The organism is Micromonospora humidisoli (assembly GCF_016900955.1).
GTDB classification, from domain to species: Bacteria; Actinomycetota; Actinomycetes; order Mycobacteriales; family Micromonosporaceae; genus Micromonospora; species Micromonospora wenchangensis.
In genome coordinates this window covers 41065-59177 of sequence record NZ_JAFEUO010000006.1, presented here as the reverse complement: position 1 = coordinate 59177, position 18113 = coordinate 41065, and the positions used below count along the sequence as shown (strand labels likewise).

Annotated in this window: 17 protein-coding genes; 6 read left to right on the top strand and 11 right to left on the bottom strand. The window is 72.7% G+C overall.

What is annotated here, in order from left to right; genetic code table 11:
- Positions 1–7: 7 nt before the first annotated feature.
- From JQN84_RS21825 to JQN84_RS21800, 6 genes are all read right to left on the bottom strand, one after another.
- Complete coding sequence (locus tag JQN84_RS21825; RefSeq protein ID WP_239485944.1) at positions 8–898, bottom strand: SDR family oxidoreductase; 891 nt, start codon at positions 896–898, stop codon at positions 8–10.
- Positions 895–1152 carry an acyl carrier protein gene (locus tag JQN84_RS21820; protein ID WP_204960396.1) on the bottom strand — a complete coding sequence of 86 codons (258 nt, stop codon included), beginning with the start codon at positions 1150–1152 and terminating at the stop codon, positions 895–897. The genes JQN84_RS21825 and JQN84_RS21820 overlap by 4 nt, the downstream gene beginning before the upstream one ends.
- Before the next feature lie 31 nt (positions 1153–1183).
- The gene (locus JQN84_RS21815) at positions 1184–2314 is read right to left on the bottom strand and encodes a radical SAM family protein (protein WP_204960395.1); all 1131 of its coding nucleotides are present in this window, start codon (positions 2312–2314) and stop codon (positions 1184–1186) included.
- A 15-nt stretch (positions 2315–2329) separates the two neighbouring features.
- Complete coding sequence (locus tag JQN84_RS21810; RefSeq protein WP_204960394.1) at positions 2330–3052, bottom strand: Phenylacetic acid catabolic protein; 723 nt, start codon at positions 3050–3052, stop codon at positions 2330–2332.
- 161 nt (positions 3053–3213) lie between these two features.
- The gene (locus JQN84_RS21805; RefSeq protein ID WP_204960393.1) at positions 3214–4776 is read right to left on the bottom strand and encodes a class I adenylate-forming enzyme family protein; all 1563 of its coding nucleotides are present in this window, start codon (positions 4774–4776) and stop codon (positions 3214–3216) included.
- A complete protein-coding gene (locus tag JQN84_RS21800; protein WP_204960392.1) occupies positions 4769–5017 on the bottom strand; it encodes an acyl carrier protein in 249 nt (82 codons plus the stop codon). The genes JQN84_RS21805 and JQN84_RS21800 overlap by 8 nt, the downstream gene beginning before the upstream one ends.
- A gap of 204 nt (positions 5018–5221) precedes the next feature.
- Here JQN84_RS21800 and JQN84_RS21795 point away from each other — a divergent pair, with 204 nt between their 5' ends.
- The 4 genes from JQN84_RS21795 (at position 5222) to JQN84_RS21780 (ending at position 9376) form a co-directional block, all read left to right on the top strand.
- Positions 5222–6367, top strand: a complete 1146-nt coding sequence (locus tag JQN84_RS21795; protein ID WP_204960391.1) for an IS630 family transposase — start codon at positions 5222–5224, stop codon at positions 6365–6367.
- Complete coding sequence (locus JQN84_RS31955) at positions 6288–7703, top strand: sensor histidine kinase (protein WP_443673892.1); 1416 nt, start codon at positions 6288–6290, stop codon at positions 7701–7703. Before JQN84_RS21795 ends, JQN84_RS31955 begins: the two co-directional genes overlap by 80 nt.
- Positions 7696–8403: a response regulator gene (locus tag JQN84_RS21785; protein ID WP_204960389.1), complete on the top strand. Its 708-nt coding sequence runs from the start codon at positions 7696–7698 to the stop codon at positions 8401–8403. Before JQN84_RS31955 ends, JQN84_RS21785 begins: the two co-directional genes overlap by 8 nt.
- Before the next feature lie 118 nt (positions 8404–8521).
- Entirely contained in the window at positions 8522–9376 is an 855-nt protein-coding gene (locus tag JQN84_RS21780; protein ID WP_204960388.1) for a hypothetical protein, read from the top strand.
- A 93-nt stretch (positions 9377–9469) separates the two neighbouring features.
- On the opposite strand, the gene JQN84_RS21775 is transcribed toward JQN84_RS21780, so the two are convergent.
- Both JQN84_RS21775 and JQN84_RS21770 read right to left on the bottom strand, forming a co-directional pair.
- The gene (locus JQN84_RS21775; RefSeq protein ID WP_204960387.1) at positions 9470–13735 is read right to left on the bottom strand and encodes a family 43 glycosylhydrolase; all 4266 of its coding nucleotides are present in this window, start codon (positions 13733–13735) and stop codon (positions 9470–9472) included.
- Positions 13736–13877: 142 nt separating this feature from the next.
- Positions 13878–14168 (bottom strand): GNAT family N-acetyltransferase, encoded by a 291-nt coding sequence (locus JQN84_RS21770; protein ID WP_281896728.1) that lies wholly within the window; start codon positions 14166–14168, stop codon positions 13878–13880.
- Positions 14169–14312: 144 nt separating this feature from the next.
- Here JQN84_RS21770 and JQN84_RS21765 point away from each other — a divergent pair, with 144 nt between their 5' ends.
- Positions 14313–14870, top strand: coding sequence for a GNAT family N-acetyltransferase (locus tag JQN84_RS21765; RefSeq protein ID WP_204960385.1), 558 nt, complete (start codon positions 14313–14315; stop codon positions 14868–14870).
- A 21-nt stretch (positions 14871–14891) separates the two neighbouring features.
- Here the strand turns inward: JQN84_RS21765 and JQN84_RS21760 are convergent, their stop codons facing one another.
- Positions 14892–15497 (bottom strand): YdeI/OmpD-associated family protein, encoded by a 606-nt coding sequence (locus JQN84_RS21760; RefSeq protein ID WP_204960384.1) that lies wholly within the window; start codon positions 15495–15497, stop codon positions 14892–14894.
- A 9-nt stretch (positions 15498–15506) separates the two neighbouring features.
- Positions 15507–16094 carry a TetR/AcrR family transcriptional regulator gene (locus tag JQN84_RS21755; protein ID WP_307821388.1) on the bottom strand — a complete coding sequence of 196 codons (588 nt, stop codon included), beginning with the start codon at positions 16092–16094 and terminating at the stop codon, positions 15507–15509.
- A gap of 59 nt (positions 16095–16153) precedes the next feature.
- Here JQN84_RS21755 and JQN84_RS21750 point away from each other — a divergent pair, with 59 nt between their 5' ends.
- Positions 16154–16894: an SDR family oxidoreductase gene (locus JQN84_RS21750; protein WP_204960382.1), complete on the top strand. Its 741-nt coding sequence runs from the start codon at positions 16154–16156 to the stop codon at positions 16892–16894.
- Between the two features lie 41 nt (positions 16895–16935).
- Here JQN84_RS21750 and JQN84_RS21745 read toward each other — a convergent pair whose 3' ends face one another.
- Positions 16936–18051, bottom strand: a complete 1116-nt coding sequence (locus JQN84_RS21745) for a MerR family transcriptional regulator (protein ID WP_204960381.1) — start codon at positions 18049–18051, stop codon at positions 16936–16938.
- Positions 18052–18113: the final 62 nt, after the last annotated feature.

Here is an 18113-nt window from a genome sequence, read left to right as displayed (position 1 = left end):
GTGTGTGTCAGCCGGCGGTGTCTGGTGGCGGCGGTGTCGCCGGAGCCGGGTCCGGCCCCGGCCCCGGCTCCGCAGCGGGGCCGGGGGTGGCAGCCGGGCCGGGGGCCGGGACGCCGCCGAAGACGGCGTGCATGCCGCCGTCGGCGTGCACCACCTGCCCGGTGGTGTACCGGGACAGGTCCGACAGCAGGAACAGCACCGCACCGACCACCCGGGCCGGGTCGGCCCGGTCCCAGCCCAGCGGTGCCCACTGCTCGTACTGGTCGGCCAGAGCGGAGAAGGTGCGTACCCCGCGCGCCGACACGGTCTCGACCGGCCCGGCGGCGACCAGGTTGACCCGGATCCCGGTCGGGCCGAGGTGCATCGCCAGGTAGCGGCAGACCGCCTCCAGCGCCGACTTGTAGACCCCCATCCACCCGTATCCGGGCAGCGCCCGGGTCGAGTCGACGGTCAGCCCGACCACCGCGCCACCGCCGGGGGCCTGGCTCAGCAGCGGCGACAGCGCGGTGGTGAGCTGCTGGAACGAGTACGCCGAGGCGCGGAACCCGTCGAGCACCCCGCCGGCCGCAGCGGTGACGAACCCGGCCCCCAACGCGTCCGGCGGGGCGGCGGCGATGCTGTGCAGCACCCCGTCGAGCTGGCCCCACCGGCTGCCGATCCGCTCCGCCAGCTCCTCGACGCTCGCGTCGGACATCACGTCCAGGTCGAGCACCTCGGGGCGGGACGGCAGCAGCTCGGCCACCCGGCGGGTGATCCGGCCGACCCGCCCGTACGAGGTGAGGATGACCTCGCAACCCTCGCGTTGCAGGGCCGCCGCCACGTGCCAGGCGATGGACTCGTTGTTGAGGACCCCGGTGACCAGGTAGGTGCGCTTGTCCAGGCTCAGCAACGAGCTCAACTCGACGCGCCCGCCACGATCCGCTCGACGAGTTGACCGATGGTGACGTCCGCGAGTTCGCTGCGCGGGATCTCCACCCCGTACTCCTTGACGACCATGGCCATCAGGTCGGCGACGTCGAGCGAGTCGATGTCCAGGGCGTCGAACTTGGCGTCGGTGCTGATCGCGTCGTCCTCGACGCCGAGGTCGATCAGTTCGGCGCGTAGGCGCTCCTCGACGGCGGGGGCGGTGATCTCGGTCGATGGTGAGGACATCCGGGTGCTCCTTGTCTCGCAGGGGAATCGGTCAGGCCGTCAACGGGGCGCGGCGGGCGAAGTTGGTGTGGTGCCGTTGCGCCCAGTACCACTGACGCCAGTAGCTCTCGGCCAGCTCCAGCCAGGTCTCCAGCCGGCCGGTGTCGTCGAGGAACCGGTTCATGCTGACCAGCAGCCAGCTGTAGACGCCCTGGCTGTCCCGGCAGTCCGCGCAGTTGCCGGAGGTGCAGCAGAACTGGAGGGTCTGGTAGTCGGCGCCGTAGACGGCGAAGCCGTCCAGGACCGGGTTGCCGTTGCGGATCCGCTCGGCGTGGTCCGGGTGGTCCACGCTGATGCTGGGGCAGACGTCGTAGCCGAACTGGCCGTCCCAGTGGGTGCGGCCGGTGATCAGCGACTCGATGAAGTAGGGGTGGCAGACCACCGTCTCCGGGTACGCCTGTTTGACCCGTAGCGCCTCGGCGAGGGTGCGCTGCTCGTTCTCGATCCGCAGGGCGTGGTCGCTGCCGTGGGCGGAGTAGAAGTTGAAGGTGACCTGGTTGCCGTTGTCCTGGATGGCCCGCACGGTCGGCTCGACGTACTGCAGGCCCTCCTCCGACAGGGCGTACACGAAGATCACCCGGGGGTCGTTGCGGTAGTGCCCGAGGGCGGTCTCGAAGAGGCCGGAGAACGACGAGCCGTTGACCCGGTAGCCGCGCAGCGCGTCGTCGAGCGGGCCGCCACCGAACAGGCTGATGGCGACCGCGACCTGCTCGAAGCCGACCATGGGCAGCGGCCGGATGCCGTTGGTGGAGATGGTCACGTACGGCAGCCGCTCGACGAACGGCACGACCCGGGGCAGCACCAGGGTCGGCTCGCCGCCGATCAGGGTCGCCTGGGTGACGCCCCGGGCCACGAGCGAGTCCACGAACCGGGAGATCAGCGCCGGGTCGGAGGTCTCCGGGACGGCCGCGTCGAAGCCGCCCTCGAAGTACCAGCACCCCTTGCACCGGATGTTGCAGGTGGTGGTGAGGTGCACCTCGGTCGCGCTGACCCGGCGGCCCATGTCCCGTACGACCTGCAACCGCGCGGCCAGGTCGGGCCGGTCGGCCAGCAGGGACGCCAGGCGGACCTTGGCCTCCCGCCGGGACAGCGGACGGGGATTGATCGCGATGGGGGTGGGCATGGGCGGGGCGTCCTCTCAGGTGGTCACGGCGGGGACGACGAGCCCCAGCGCGTGGATCCGGGGGATGACGGTGTTCTCCCACTGCTGCAACGCCTCACCGTTGGTGGTGCGGCGCAGGCCGTAGCGGACCGCCCGCTTGGACCGTTCGGACTCCGGGGTGCCGAACAGGTCACGGAAGACCGGCCAGAGCCGGTCCAGCGCGGCCTGCAACTGCTCGCGGCCCTCCTCGGTGGCGGCGAGGTTGCGGCAGACCCGGGCCCCGTGCGCGATGTGGATCTTCTCGTCCAGGATGATCGTCCGGACCGCGTCCGCCCACGGCTTGTAGCTGCCCTGGGCGAACTCCTTGATCATGATCAGCGCGCTCTCCTCGCCGATGTACGAGTAGATCCCGCGCTCGGCCCAGGTGGTGCACTGGTGCAGCCGCTTGTCGGCGAAGAGCCGACGCTCCTCGATGGACTGGGACTCCATGTGCGAGGTGTCGATGCCGATCTCGGCCAGCACCCGCTTACCGATCTTGTAGTGGTCGTACTCCTCGGCGGCCCGTTCCGCGCACACCTGACGCTCCTCGGCGTTGGGCGCCAGCGGCAGGAACATCATGGTGTAGTCGTCTCCGCCGGAGAGTTCACCCTCCGTGTTGATCATGATCTGGCTGATCAGCGCCTTCTGGTAGGCCCGGGGCATGCGCTTCAGCTCGTCGGGGGTACGTACCACCACTTCTTCGTCGTCAAAGATCTCCACCGGCATAACGCAGCTCGCCTCCTGTTGGCATTGACACTCGCAAATTAGGGAAAAGGGGGCACCGACACTTACCCGGTACGACGACGGACCCGGAGGTGCCCCCGGTGGACCGATCTCCTGGCAAATCCCCCCGTTCCTCCTCGTCCGTCACCGACGGTGACTCAGGTCAGGTTCTTGACCGCCAGCCCCCGCACGTCCGACCGCTGGATCTTGCCGAGCGGGGTACGCGGAAAACTGTCGACCCCGAGCTGCGCCAGCGGGACGAACCGGCGCGGCACCTTGAACGCGCTGAGCTGCTTGAGCAGCAGCGCACGCCATTCGTCCTCCCGGGCGACCGCACCGGGCAGCAGGGTGTAGACCAGCACCAGCTCCACCCCGGTCACCGGGTGCGGCAGCGCGGCGACCACCGCGTCGGCGATCCCGGCGAGCTGCGGCACGACGTTCTCGATCTCGGCCGGGTAGACGTTCTCGCCGCTGACGATGACCATGCTGTCCATCCGGTCCACGATGGTCAGTTCGCCACGGTCGTCGAGGTGGCCGAGGTCGCCGCTGCGCACCCAGCCGTCGACCAGCCGGCCGGCGGTCAACTCGGGCGCGGCCTCGTACCGGGTGAAGATGCTCGGGCCGCGCAGCAGGACCTCCCCGCTCTCCCCCGGCGCGACGTCCAGGCCGTCCCCGTCGACGACCCGGACCTGGGCGAACGGCACCGGCAGGCCGGCGGTGCGCCGGTCCCCCGGCCGGCGGTCCCGGGGTTCCACCACGGTCAGCGAGGTCATCTCGGTCATCCCGTACACCTGGAACACCGGGATGCCGAAGGTGCTCTCGAACCGGTGGATCAGGTCGGGGCTGAGCGCCGAGCCCCCGGCGAGGACGCCCTTGAGCCGGCTGTCGGCCGGCCGCTGCGGTCGCTCGACCAGGTGTGCGAGGTAGGCGTTGACCACCAGGGTCCAGGTCGGGCGGTGCCGGTCCACGTAGTTCCAGAACCGGGCCAGCGCCACCTCCGAGCGGACGCAGACCGTGCGCCCGCCGGACCACAGCGGGGTCAGCGTGGGCAGGCCCTGCCCGCCGACGTGCAGCATCGGGATGACGTTGAGGTAGACGTCGTCGCGGCCCGCGTCGGCCCACTTCACCATCGCCAGCGAGTTGGCCAGCAGGGCGCGGTGCGACAGCACGACGCCCTTGGCCGCGCCGGTGGAACCCGAGGTGTAGACGATCTCGGCGTCGGCCGCCCCGCCGTCCGGCGGCGCGACCAGTTCCCCCCGGTAGGCGACACCCCGGTCGAGGACCGTGGCGAGGAACCCCTCCGCGTCGTCCACGGTCAGCCAGCGCCGGCCCGGCGACGCCTTCGCGGCCGTCGCCGACGGGCCAAGCACCAACGCGACGTCGGCGTGGGCGAGCAGGGTGTCCAGTTCGGCCGGGCCGGACTTCGGGTTCAGCGGCACCAGCATCCGCCCGGCGGCGATGACGCCGAGGAACAGCAGCGCGGCCAGTGACGAGTTGTGCAGCACCACGGCCACCCGGCCGCCCGGCGGCACCCGGTGCTCGTCGAGCAGCGCCGCGCAGCCCCGGGTGAAGGTCAGCACGTCGGTGAAGCTGATCTCCCGGCCCCCGGGTTCCGCCGGGAGCAGGTACGGGTCGTCGCCGTAGGCCGCCGCGGCCTGGGTGACGAGGTCCAGCAGGTTCGCCGTGTCGGTGAGGTTCGGCTCGGCCAGCGGACTAGGCATGCGACTCGTCGCGGACGGCGGCGGATTCCACGACCGCGCAGAGCCGGTTGACCGTGGGCGTGTCGAAGATGACGTCGACCACGTCCACCCCGTACGCCGCCTCGACCCGGGTCACGATCTCCACCGCGCCCACCGAGTCCATGCCGAGCTCGACGAGGTCGTCGTCAGGGCCGACGGTGGCCCGGTGGAGGACTTCGGCGCAGATCGACGTCATGTTCTCGTGCAGATCGGTCGTGGTCACTGAAGCGGTCCCCCCATGTCAGATCACCACACGGGCCACGGCAACGTTGCGGTAGCGGTCCCTTCCCCCAAGTCCGGGACTCGTCGGGACCATACTCAGTCGCGTCGTGAACCGTCCAGGGCAAGCGTCCGGGCAATCGGCGGCAAGCGCTCCCACCATCGTCACACGCCAATAGTCCATGTCATATCCGGATAGGATCGTGGCATGGGGAAGGGGCGACCGAAGGCCAGGCTGGTGCTCACCGACGAGGAACGGGAACAGCTCACGAAGGGGGCCCGCGCGGCACACTCGACACAGTCGTTCGCCATTCGCTGCCGAATCGTTTTGGCCTGCGCCGAGGGGGCCACGAATATCGAGGTCGCGACCCGGTTGAACGTTTCACCAGCGACGGTCGGAAAATGGCGTTCCCGGTTCGCCGCCACGCGGCTGCCGGGGCTCGCCGACGACCCGCGTGCCGGCCGGCCCCGCTCGGTCCGGCCGGAGCAGGTGGACGGGGTGGTCGCGGCCACCCTCGACGCCACCCCCGCCCCGGCGCGACGCTGGTCCCGGGCATCGATGGCCACGTACAGCGGGCTGTCGGCGTCCACGGTCGGTCGGATCTGGCGTCGGTTCGACCTGCGCCCCCACCTCCAGGACGGCCTGACCCTGGCCACCGACCCGGGGTTCGTCGCCCGGGTGGTGGCCCTGGTCGGGCTCTACCGCCAGCATCCGGGGCGGACCCTGGCGCTGTGCGCCACCCCCCGCGACGACCGGCCGGCGACCGGCCACCCGGTCGATCGGGGTGGTGGGCCGCCGGCCGCCGGCCCGCCACCGGGGTACCGGCCGGTGCCCGCAGCGCCCCGGCCGGAGCAGCTCGTGGCCACCGCCGGGGCCGACCCGGACCGGCCCCGGCACGCCGGGGCGTACCGGCGGTTCCTGGTGACGGTGGACCGGGCGGTGCCCGTCGACCTGGAGGTGCACCTGGTCGCCGACGACCCGGCGGTGCACGACGCCCCGGCGGTCCGGGGCTGGTTGACCCGCCACCCCCGCTTCCACCTGCACCTGCTGCCGGCTGGTGACTCCTGGGCCGGCCAGGTCCACAGGTGGTCGCGGCTGCTCGCCGGCCGCGATCCGGCCGCCGCCGGGCCGACCCCGGGCCACCCCGGGGAGCCGGTTGCCCACAACGCCGACGGTCCCGGGCCCCACGCCGCCGGGGACGCCACCGGCCTGACGACTGCGGCACGCTGGGTGGCCGGCGCGGAGGAGATCCACCGGGCGCGGGTCCGACATCATGAACGGACTTCCGGCGCATCGACATCTGTCGAACGGGAGGTGTCCGGACGCCTGTCCACCCTGCCAACCGGCATGTGAGATGACAAAGTCGCATCGTGCCCCGGCCCGGAACGACGGGTGCGGGCACCGCGCCCAGGGCGGCGACACCCCCACGCTCCTGACGCATCATGGTCGGGTGCGACGTACACCGCTGGGCCGGCCCGTCACCGTGGCCCGGCTGTCGAGGTCGACAACACGGTGGTGGGCGTGGCTCGGCCGGCATCCCGACGTGACCGACACGGTCCTGGCCCTGTTCCTGTTGGCGCTGGCCGTGCCCCGGTTGGGTTTCATCGGCGTCGGCGCCCGCTGGCCACCCGACCCGGTGGCCGTGCTGCTGGTCGTCGCCGGCACCGTACCCCTGGCCCTGCGGCGGCGTCGGCCGGCGACCGTGCTGGCGGTCGTCTCGCTGGTGACGGTGCTGCACCGGCCGCTGACCGGCACCGCGGTCCCCGACTTCCTCGCGGTCCTCATCGCCGTGTGGACGGTCGGCGCGCTGTCTCCCGCACCCGTCGCCCGGACCGCCAACGGCGTCGCCCTGCTGGTGGTGCCCACCGCCCTGCTGCCCGGCCTCGACGTGGCCCACCCCGAGGAGGTGCTCCGCAACTACGTGTTGTTCGCCATCGTCTGGGCGTTGGGCAACCAGCACCGGCGGGGCGCCGAGGCGCGCGTCGCGACCGTCCGCGAGCGCGAGGCGCGGCTGACCCAGCAGCGGGAGAGCCTGGTCCGGGAGGCCGCCGCCGCGGAGCGCCTGCGGCTGGCCCGGGACCTGCACGACGTCGTCTCGCACCACGTCACCCTGATGGTGGTGCAGGCGGACACCACCCGGCGCGGGGAGGCGTCGACCCTGTCGCCCCGGACGGCGGGAACCCTGGAGTCGATCTGCGCCACCGGCCGGCAGGCGATGACGGAGATGCGGCGGATGCTCGCGGTGATCGACGTGGAACCGGCCCCGCAGCCGGTGCTCGACGCCGATCTCGCCGGCCTGCTCGACCGGACCCGGGCCGCCGGGCTCTGCGTGGACCTGCGCACCCGCGGCGTACCGGTTCCGCTGCCGCCCGCGGTCGCCGCGCCGGCCTACCGCGTCGTGCAAGAGGCGCTGACCAACACGCTGCGGCACGCCGGGCCGCAGGCCCGGGTGGGGCTCACCCTCGCGTACGAGCCGGGCCGGCTCACCATCCGGGTCGTCGACGAGCCGGCGGTCCCCGGGCCGCTCCCGCCCGACCCCGGCACCGGACGGGGACTGGCCGGGATGCGGGACCGGGTGACCCAACTGGGCGGCACGGTGCGGGCCGGGCCGACCCCGCCGGGGGGCTTCGAGGTCGTCGCCCACCTGCCGCTGCCGACCCCGTCGGACGGGAGCGCCGGCCATGGCTGACGGCCACCCGGAGGCCGGCGGGCCGGCGGCGGTACGGGTCGTCGTCGTCGACGACCAGCCGCTGCTGCGTGACGCGTTCGCGGCGATGCTCGACGCCGAGCCCGGCATCACTGTCGTCGGCACCGGGGACGACGGTGCGGGCGCGCTGCTGCTGGCCCGTCGGCTGCGCCCCGACGTGCTGGTGATGGACATCCGGATGCCCCGGGTCGACGGGATCGAGGCCACCCGGCTGATCACCGCTCTCCCGGAACTGGCGACGACCCGGGTGCTGATCCTGAGCACCTTCGGGCTCGACGAGTACGTCGCCGCCGCATTGCACGCCGGGGCCAGTGGCTTCCTGCTCAAGGACGGCCCGTCGGAGGACCTCGTCCGGGCGATCCGCAGCGTCGCCGCCGGGGAGGCGGTGCTCTCACCGCAGGTCACCCGTCGTCTGATCGACAGTTTCGGCCACCTGCTCGGCCGGGCCCGACCGGCGCCGCCAGCGCTGTCACGGTTGACCCCCCGCGAACGGCAGGTACTGGGTCTGGTGGCGGCCGGGCTGACCAACGCGGAGCTCGCGCGGGAGCTGCGGGTCGGCGAGCGGACCGTCAAGACCCACATCGGCGCGATCTTCGCCAAGCTCGGGCTGCGCGACCGGGTCCAGGCGGTCATCTTCGCCTACGAACACGGGCTGGTCGCCGGCCGGACGCCACCCCGGTAGGGCGGCCCCTCGTACCGTGGGCGGACCCGGCGGGCGGCCCGTGGTCCGATGTGCCCGCCGCCGCCCGTGCCTACGGTCAGGCGCATCGATTCCCACCCCTGTGGACGGAGACCTGATGATGCGACCATCGACTATGCGGCCCGGCGGCTGGCCCGCCCGGGGCGCGGCCCTGCTGGCGGCCCTCGTACTGGCCCTGGGCGCGGCCCTCGCGGCGGTGACACCGGCCGCCGCGACACCCGTTCCGGCGGTGGCCGGCAAGGCGTGCGTGTTCGTCCGGGTCAGCGGGGCCCACGGGTTGGGCCACACCGGCTGGGGCTACCAGTCGTCGACCACGACGTACACCTACGGGGCGACCGAGAACCCGAGCAGCAGCCCGTACGTGCCGGCCGGCGGCGACATCGGCTACTGGAAGGAGTCGGGCTCGTTCACCTCGATGGTCAACGCGATGAAGACACGCGGGTACGACGAGTACACCTGCACCACCGTGGCCAGCCGGCAGCCGGCCGCCGCGGCGGCCGAGGCCCTCGCGGTCAGCGGCGGCGGCTACGCGGCGGCCACCAACAACTGCATGGACCACACCTACCGCATCCTGACCGCGTACGGGGTGCGCTTCCCCGCCCAGCCGTCCTGGAACTGGGCGCCCCGGACGTGGTTCGACAAGGTCGCCGACGACCCGGGCTGGTCCCTTCCCGTGGTCATCTCCAGTCCGCTGGGCGTCTGGAAGGTCACCTACTGCTGGAAGAACTTCACCTGCGAGGTCAGCGAGCCCTGGACGTTCAAGACCGACGGGCGGGTCTATCTCACCGACTCCAACGGGAACGTGATCTCCGGGCCGTACACCAGCACGCCGCCGACCGCGAGTTGGCTCATCGGCACCGCCACCTACCTCGCCACGGTCGACGGCACCACCATGAAGGGCACCATGTCCACCCCCACCGGCCAGACCGGGACCTGGTCGGCAGAGCGCAAGTGACCTCGGTCGGCGGTTCGCGGTGACCGCGGACCGGCGACCCCGGGACGCGGACGCGCCGCCCGACACATGGTCGGGCGGCGCGTCCGGCCGCGGCTACCGGACCGCCGGCACCCGCAGCACGGCCACCTCGCCGACGTTGCCGGCCACGTCGACCGCGCGGTAACGGACCCCGTGGGCCAGGTCGTCCAGCGGCACCGGCCCGGTCCAGGTGGTCCACTCCCCACCGTCGAGCCGGTACTCCACCCGGGCCACCCCGGAGTCGGCGTCCCGGCCGGTGACCACGAGCGTCCGGTCGACAAGCGTCGCCCCGGCGGTCGGGGCGACCCCGTCCACCTGCACCGACGTCGCCCAGGGTGTGCTCCAGAGCAGGTTGACCCCCTGGGCCCGGTACTCGATCGTGTGCCGGCCGGCGGGCAGGGCCACCGGCTCCCGGTACGGGAACCAGCCGCCCCCGTCGATCTGGTACTCCACCAGCCTGATCAGCTCGCCGTGGGCCAGGGTGAGGGCGGCGTTCGCGCCGTACCAGCCGTCGGTGCCCGGGTCCGTGATCCGCAGCCGGGGCTGCCCGCCCCGGTAGCGCAGCGGCTCGACGCCGCTGAGCGTGGGCACCACCGGCGTGATGGTGCCGTCGGTGGCGAAGTACAACCGGTCGATGGTGGTCTCCCGGTGGGTGCCGTCGCCACCCGGGATGGCGAACCGGTGGTACGCCACGTACCAGTCGTCGGTGCCGGGCACCTGGACGATCGAGTGGTGCCCGGTGCCCAGGATGCCCTGGGCCGGGTCCTTGCCGAGGATCTCCCCCCGGCTGGTGAACGGCCCGAGCGGGCTGACGCCGGTGCCGTAGCCGACCCGGTAGTTCTCGCTGCCGGTGTCGTCGATCGACCAGGAGAGGTAGTACACCCCGTTGCGCTTGTGCAGGAACAGGCCCTCGCGGAAGTCGGTGAGGCCGGTCAGCCGGACCCGCCGGGCGACGTCGTAGGAGATCATGTCGTCGTTGAGCGGGACCACGTACGGGGTGCCGTTGCCCCAGTACAGGTAGCTCTTCCCGTCGTCGTCGGTGAAGACGGCCGGGTCGATCTGCTGGGCGTTGCCGTAGTCGGCCTTGCTCACCAGGGGCCGGCCGAGCGGGTCGACGAACGGCCCGAGTGGCGAGTCGGCCACCGCGACGCCGATGTTCTGCTGGGCCGAGAAGTACAGGTAGTACTTCCCGTTCTTCTCGATCGCGGCCGGCGCCCAGGCGTTGGTGTCCGCCCAGCTGACGTCCGGCCCGAGGTCGAGAATGGTGTCGTGGCCGGTCCAGTCGACCAGGTTGCGGCTGGACCACACGGTGAACGTCGAGCTGCCCCAGCCGGGGAAGCCGTCGGTGGTGCCGTAGATGTAGTAGGTGTCGCCGAACCGGACGATGTTCGGGTCGGCGGTGAAGCCGGGCAGCACCGGGGTGTTCATCGGCACCGCCCGCACCGTCCAGGCCCGGCTGGCCCCGGCGGCGCTGGTGACGGTGACCGTCACCGGTCGGGTGTAGTTACGCGGCCCGGCGGGCCTGACCGTCGAGGTGGGCGCGACCAGGTAGCGCGGGGCGAGGCTGGTCAGGTCGGTGCCCGGCCGGACCGGCAGGGTGATTGTGCCGCTGGCGGCGTCCACGATGGCCGGCACCTTGAGGCTGTCGAGTTCGACGGCGACGACGCTGGTGCCGTTGCTGCCCAACGCGGCCACCTCGGCGTCGCTGAGCGCCCGGTTGTAGAGGGAGAAGTCGCGGATGCGGCCCTTGAGGTAGCGGTCGCTGGCGTACTGGGAGCGGCCCAGGTAGTTGGCGGTGGTCCGGCCGCCGCCGATGTCGCCGGGCGCGACGGTCAGCCCGGTCTTCTCGGCCACCCGCACCCCGTCCAGGTAGATCCGGGCGGTGCCGGCCCGGTTCAGGGTGTACGTCAGGGTCTTCCACACCCCTCGGGGCAGCGCCCGGCCGCCGGTGACGGTCTGTTCGCCGGTCCAGTTGCCCAGGCTGATCGAGGTGCGGTAGTCGTTGCCGGTGGTGAACAGGTAGCCGTTGCCGACGCCGCCTGCGTCGGTGTTGCCGAGCCCCCACACGAAGTACGGGGTGGCCTGGTCGGCGGCGATGTTCACGTCCATCGACACGGTGATCTCGTCCAGTCCGGACATGATGTTGTCGGGCAGGTCGACGTGGCCGTTGGTGCCGCCGAGGGTGAGGCTGCCGGCGTCCCAGCGGGCGTCACCGGCCAGGGTGGCGTGGTGGCCGTTGCCGGAGTCGTCGGTGACCGTGCCGCCGCCGGCCTGGTCGAGCCGGTAGTGGGCCACCACCCCGTCGGCGTTGGCCGCCACCGGGGGTGGGGCGTCGGTGAGCGCGTCGAGTTCGGCGCGGGTGACCGGGATGACGGTGCCGTGCCGGGGGCTGGCCGGCAGCCGGTAGGACGCCGGCACCTTCCAGTTCGGCCTGGCCAAATCGTCGGTGCCCAGCGGGATGTAGCCCCGGCCGCCGTACTCGTCGACGAACAGGTAGTACCGCGAGCCGGAGGTGTCGCCGGGGTTGGCCTTGAACACGGTGGGTCCCTCCACCGCGGAGGTGCCGGCGTCACGGCCGATGCACGAGTCGAGCATCGTCCACGAAGGCTTTCCGGGCAGGTCCACGGCGGTCAGCGAGGGGGACTTCTCCTGGATGATGTCGGAACAGCCGGTGCCGCCGCCGCCCTCGTCCTTGGTGAACCGGTAGTAGGTGTCGCCCTCGCGGATCATCGTGGAGTCGATCCGCGACTCGCCCCGGTCCTGCCAGATGGTCGCCGGGCTGAACGTGACGAAGTCGCGGGTGGTGGCGGCCAGCATCCGGTTGTACGTGTTGCCGGTGTGGTCGGGGTCGTTCTCGGCGAACAGCTTCGAGGCCCAGAAGACCAGGTACTCGCCGCGCTCGGCGTCCCAGTACGCCTCCGGCGCCCAGGTGTTGCCGGCGGTCGGCGGGGAGACCTCGACGTGCCGCTGCGCCGACCAGTTGACCAGGTCGGTGGACTCCCACACCTCCAGGTAGCGGCTGCCCCGGCGCTGGGCGGCGTCCCAGTCGCCGTTACGGCCGATCGACAGGTCGGTGGCGATCAGGAAGAACCGGTCCCCCTCCGGGCTGCGGATCAGGAACGGGTCGCGCAGCCCCAGCGTGCCGTGGGTGGACTCCAGTTTCGGCTGGCCGCCGTTGACCTCCGTCCACTGCAGGGCGTTGTTGCCCCGGCTGGCGGCGAAGTAGATCTTCTCACCGGCGATCGAGTTGCCGGTGAAGTAGCTGAACGCGTAGCCGGCGTACGGCGCGGGGGCCGGCAGCTCACGGACGGTCAGCGTGATGGTCCGCTCGACGGTGGCGGCGCCGACGGTGACCGTGGCGGTCACCGGCACCGTCGTGTCGCCCGCGCCGTGCGCGGGACGACGCACCACGCCGTCGGCGGTGACCACCTCCGGTCGGGCCGAACGCCAGCGGACCGTCGCGTCGTAGCGGCCGGTGGTGGGCATGGTCAGGTTGCCACGCACGTCGTCGGCGTGCACCAGGGTCAGCGCGGCGGCGGCCGCCTCGGCCCGGGTCTGGTCGGACTCCCCGGGTTGCGCGACCACCGCGACCTCGGCGGCGGTGAGGGCGCGGTCGTAGATCCGGAAGTTCGCCACCCGTCCCTTGAGGAACCGGTCGGTGGCGTAGTTCGACCGGCCCAGGTTGTTGGCGGTGGTGACGCCGTTGCCGACGGCGCTGGGCGGCACGGTGACGGCGGTGTTGCGGGCCACCTGCACGCCGTCGGCGTAGAGGGTGCCGGTGGTGCCGGTCTGGGTGTAGACGACCGACTTCCACACCCCCCGGGTCAGGTTGCCGCCGGTGCCGGTGACCTTCTCGCCGGCCCAGTTGGTGGTGGTGATGCCGGCGCGGAACGCGTCGCCGCTGGCGAACAGGTAGCCGGTGCCGGTGGCGGAGGTGGCCGGGTTGCCCAGGCCCCACAGGAAGTACGGGGTCTGCTGGGCCGGGTCGACCAGGACGTCCACCGCCACGGTGAGCGAGGAGCGGCCGGCCAGCAGGTTGTCAGGCAGTTTGACGTGGTCGTCGACGCCGTCGAGCAGCAGCCCGTCGGTGCCGGTCCAGGTGCCGCCGCCGACCAGGGTGCCGTCGTTGCCGTGGCCGGAGGTGTCGACGACGGTGGTGCCGGTGCGCTGGTCGAGGTCGTAGCGCAGCAGCAGCCCGTCGGTGACGTCGGCGGCGGCGGCCGGGGCCGCGGTGGCGGGGGCCAGCGCGGCGAGGAGGGTGAGCACGGTGGCGGCGACGACCGTACGGGTGCGGTGGGGGGTGGGGGTGGGGTGGGGGTTCCGGGGAACTGCGGAGGGCATGGGGGATTCCTCGGCGTTGTGAGCGTTAACAGGCTGGAATTGTCAACGCAACAATCAGACGCCGTCAAGGATGTGTCGTCCGCCGATGCGCTGCGCGCACGCCCGCTCACCTCCCGGGAGCCCGCCGCCCCGGGCCGCCGGGCTACCTGATCCGGCGGGTGGAGCGGGCCACGATGTCCGCGTACTCCGGGTGCCGGCTCAGCCAGTCGGCGAGGAACGGGCAGATCGGCACCACCGTACGGCCCCGGGCGCGGGCGTCGTCCATGACCGCGCGGGCCAGCGTCGAGCCGACGCCCCGCCCCTCGAACGCCGGGTCGACCTCGGTGTGCGTGTAGGCGATGATGGCACCGGTCAACTGGTAGGTGACCAGCCCGGCCAGCGCCCCGGTCTCGTCGCGCGCCTCGAACCGCTCCCGGTCCGGCGCGTCTGTCACAGTCAGCTCCACCGGACCATCCAAACACGCCCGGCCGCCACCGACCCGGCCGGGCGCGCAGCTCAGGGGTCGCCCAGCCGACGGGCACCCGGGCTGCCGACGGCGAGGAACCGCGGCGCACCTGATGGGTTAAAGTCCGGCCGCATGGACGGCACCACGCTGCGAACGTCCCGCCTGAGTCTGCGCCCAGTGCAGGACGGCGACGTCGACCGCATCCTCGAATACCGCAACCTGCCCGAGGTGACGTACTGGCTGCTGCGGACCGAGGTGGCGCCGGCGGCGTTCCGGGCGGCCTGGCGGCGCGCGGCCGACGACCCCGACGACCACAGCCGGGCGGTCGTCCTGGACGGTCTGGTGATCGGCACGGTCTCGCTCGACGTGCTGGACGGGATGGGGCAGCCGGGCATGCCGACCCGCACCGAGGCCCACCTCGGCTACATCTTCGACCCGGCCCACGGTGGCCGGGGCTACGCCACCGAGGCGGTCACCGCGATGGTGGCGCACGCGTTCACCCGGTTGGGCGTCCGCCGGATCACCGCCGGGTGCTTCGCCGACAACCTCGCCTCGGTCCGGGTGCTGGAGAAGGTCGGCATGCGCCGCGAACAGCACGGCGTCGGTGACTCGTGGCACGCCGAACGGGGCTGGGTGGACGGCTACACCTACGCCCTGCGCGCCGACGCCTGGCCCGCGCCGTCGCGGTAGGCGCGTCGGGCGGCACCCGGGTCACGGGGACCGTGGTGGCCGGGCCCGCTGCGGGTGGGGCGTCTCGTGACGGGCCAGCATGGCGACGAACTCGACGATCTTCCGCTCCCGGGTCTGCGCCCGCTTCACCGCGTTGAGCCGGTGCACGAGCGCGAACAGGTTGGTCCGGGTGAGCACGTCGAACATGGCCTGCGCGGCGGGATCGGCGGCGACCGCGGTGAGCAGGTCGGCGGGCACCTCGACCTCCGACGGCGGGGCGTAGGCCGCAGCCCACCGCCCGTCCGCTTTGGCGGCCTCCACCGCGGCCCGGCCCGGGGGCTGCATCCGGCCCTGCTGCTCCAGCCGGGCCACATTGGCGACGTTGCGTTGCGACCAGATGCTGCGGGCCCGGCGGGGGGTGAACCTGATCCAGGAGCTCGCCTCGTCCCGCTTGCGGGCCTGCCCGTCGATCCAGCCGAAGCACAGCCCCTCGTCGACCGCCTGCTGCCAGGTCAGGGTGGTGACCGTGCCGCCCTTGCGGGTCAGGGCGAGCCACACCCCGGGTGAGGTGTCGTGGTGGGCCGACAGCCAGGCACGCAGCGCGCCCGCGTCGGCGACGATCAACTCGTCCAGTTCAGCGCTCGCCATGCCGGCAGGCTAGCCGCTGCCGGTGACAATCCCACCGGGGGCGCGGAGGCCGTCGACGAGGATGGCCAGCAGGCGCGGCCCCCGGCTGTCCAGCTCGGTGTCGTCCAGTCGGGACAGCCAACTGATCAAGACGATGACGTCCCGGGCCTCGGCGTCGGCGCGGATGCTGCCGGCCGAGCGGCCGGCGGCGAGCAGCAGTTCCACCGCTTCGCCGATCGGGCCGAGACTGTGCGCGGCGAGGTCACGCCAGGTCGCCGCCTCGACGGCGGCGAACACGTCCCGTTTGACCCGGGCGTAGCCGGCCACCCGGTCGAACCAGGCCGCCAACGCCGCCACCGGCGGGTGGCTGGCCAGCAGGCGCGGGGCCGCGGCGACCAGGTCGTCGACCTCGTGCCGGTACACCTCGACGAGCAGGTCCTCCCGGGTGGGGAAGTGCCGGTACAGGGTGCCCTGCCCGATGCCGCAGGCCTTCGCCACCGCGTTGAGTTTCAGCTCGCCCGGTTCGTGCACCAGGTCGCGGGCCGCGCGCAGGATGCGGTCGCGGTTGCGTCGCGCGTCGGCACGGGACGCCGCCGCGCCCTTGACAGAAGCGGACACGTGTCCGCTAAGCTCGTCGGGGTAACCGGACATGTGTCCACCCTACCCTGAGGAGCGTCATGACCATCCCCGGAAAGGTCGTCGCCATCACCGGTGCCAGCAGCGGCATCGGCGCGGCGACCGCCCGCCACCTCGCCGCGCTCGGCGCGTCGGTCGTCCTGGGCGCCCGCCGCACCGACCGGCTCGACCACCTGGTCGCCGAGATCGAAACCGCAGGCGGCAGGGCCGTCGCCGCCCGGGTGGACGTCACCGCCCCGGACGACCTGCGGACCCTGGTCGACCTCGCCGTCGAGCGGTTCGGTCGACTGGACGTCCTGGTGGGCAACGCCGGGATCAGCCGGCTCAGCACCCTGGCCGAGCTGGACGTCGAGGGCTGGTCGGCGATGGTCGACGTGAACGTCAAGGGCATCCTGCACGGGATCGCCGCCGCCCTGCCCGTCTTCACCCACCAGGGCAGCGGTCACCTCGTCACGGTCGTGTCGACCTCCGGCCTGAAGATCACTCCCACCCAGGCGGTGTACGCCGGGACGAAGAACGCGGTGCGCACCCTGCTGGAGGGTCTGCGGCAGGAGAGCACCGGTGGAGCGCTGCGGACGACCTCGATCTCCCCCGGTTACGTCCGCACCGAGCTCGTCGACCAGGCCATCGACGACCCCACGGTCCGCGAGCAGGTGCAGCAGACCATGGCCGAGATCGGCCTCGACCCCGGCGCGGTCGCCCGCGCGATCGCCTTCGCCATCGACCAGCCCGACGACGTCGAGATCGGCGACCTGACCATCCGACCGACCCGCCAGGACTGACCGTGGCGGGGCCGCAGGTCGACGGCGAGCAGCCGGGCCGCTCAGGCCACGAGCAGGCGCAGGCCCAGCTCCGCGGTGTCGTGGCGCAGCAGGTCCCCGTTGCGTCGCGCCCACCGGCCCGAGGCCAGATCCTCCCGCAGCATCCCGACGGCCCGCCGTTCCGCCTGCGGCCCGACCCGGGTCCACACCGACACCGCGCGCCGCACCCGCTCGTCCAGGTACGCCTCCGGCCGCCGCCAGTACGCCTCGAACAGGCCGTCGGCGCAGTCCCACGGGACGTCCACCGGCTCGGCGCGACCACCGATCGCGGCGGTCAGCTCACCCAGCGGGGGCCAGTCGACCAGCAGGCCGGCGAACTCCGGCAGGTAGTCGCGGGTCAGCCAGAACCGCTCCCGCCAGCCGGTGCCGTCGGCGTCGTAGGTGAACACCACCACCCGCCGGGCCACCCGGCGCATCTCCCGCAGCCCGGCGACCGGGTCCGGCCAGTGGTGGACGGTGCTGACCGCCATCGCCGCATCGAAGGAGCCGTCGGCGAACGGCAGGTCCCCCGCGGTGGCGGCCACGCACGGCGCGGCGTCGGCCGGACGCAGCGCCCGCATCACCGCCGAGGGTTCCACCGCCGTCACCACGCGGTCGCCGGGTTCGTAGGAGCCGGTGCCGGCCCCGACGTTGAGCACGGTCCGGGCGTCACCCAACGCCGCCCGGATGCGGGCTGCGATCCGGGGGTCGGTGCGCCGGGTCGCCGGGTAGGCGCTGCCGATGGTGTCGTACAACCGGCCGCCGAAGACCCGTAGCTGCTCCTCCGGCGTGGTGGCGATCCCCAGCGCCCGCGCCTGCAACTCCCGGTCGATCGCCGCGACCAGGGCGGCGGCCCGGTCGCGCTGGTCGGTCAGCAGACCGCGCAGCCGGCACAGGTGCGCCACGGGGTCGGTCGCCGGGTCGTCCACCAGGTCGGCGATCTGCCGGAGCCCGAACCCGAGCCGCCGGTAGCCGAGCACCTCACGCAGCCGCCGGACGTCGGCAGGCGAGTACGCGCGGTGTCCCGCCGCCGTACGCCCGGACGGCGTGAGCAGGCCGATCTCGTCGTAGTGGTGCAGCGTCCGGACGGTGACCCCGGCCAGTTCCGCCACCCGTCCCACGGTCAGATGTTCGTCCACGGCACCGACTATCGGCCCTCACGCCGCGTGAGGAGCAAGCACCCGCAACGGGTACGGCCGCC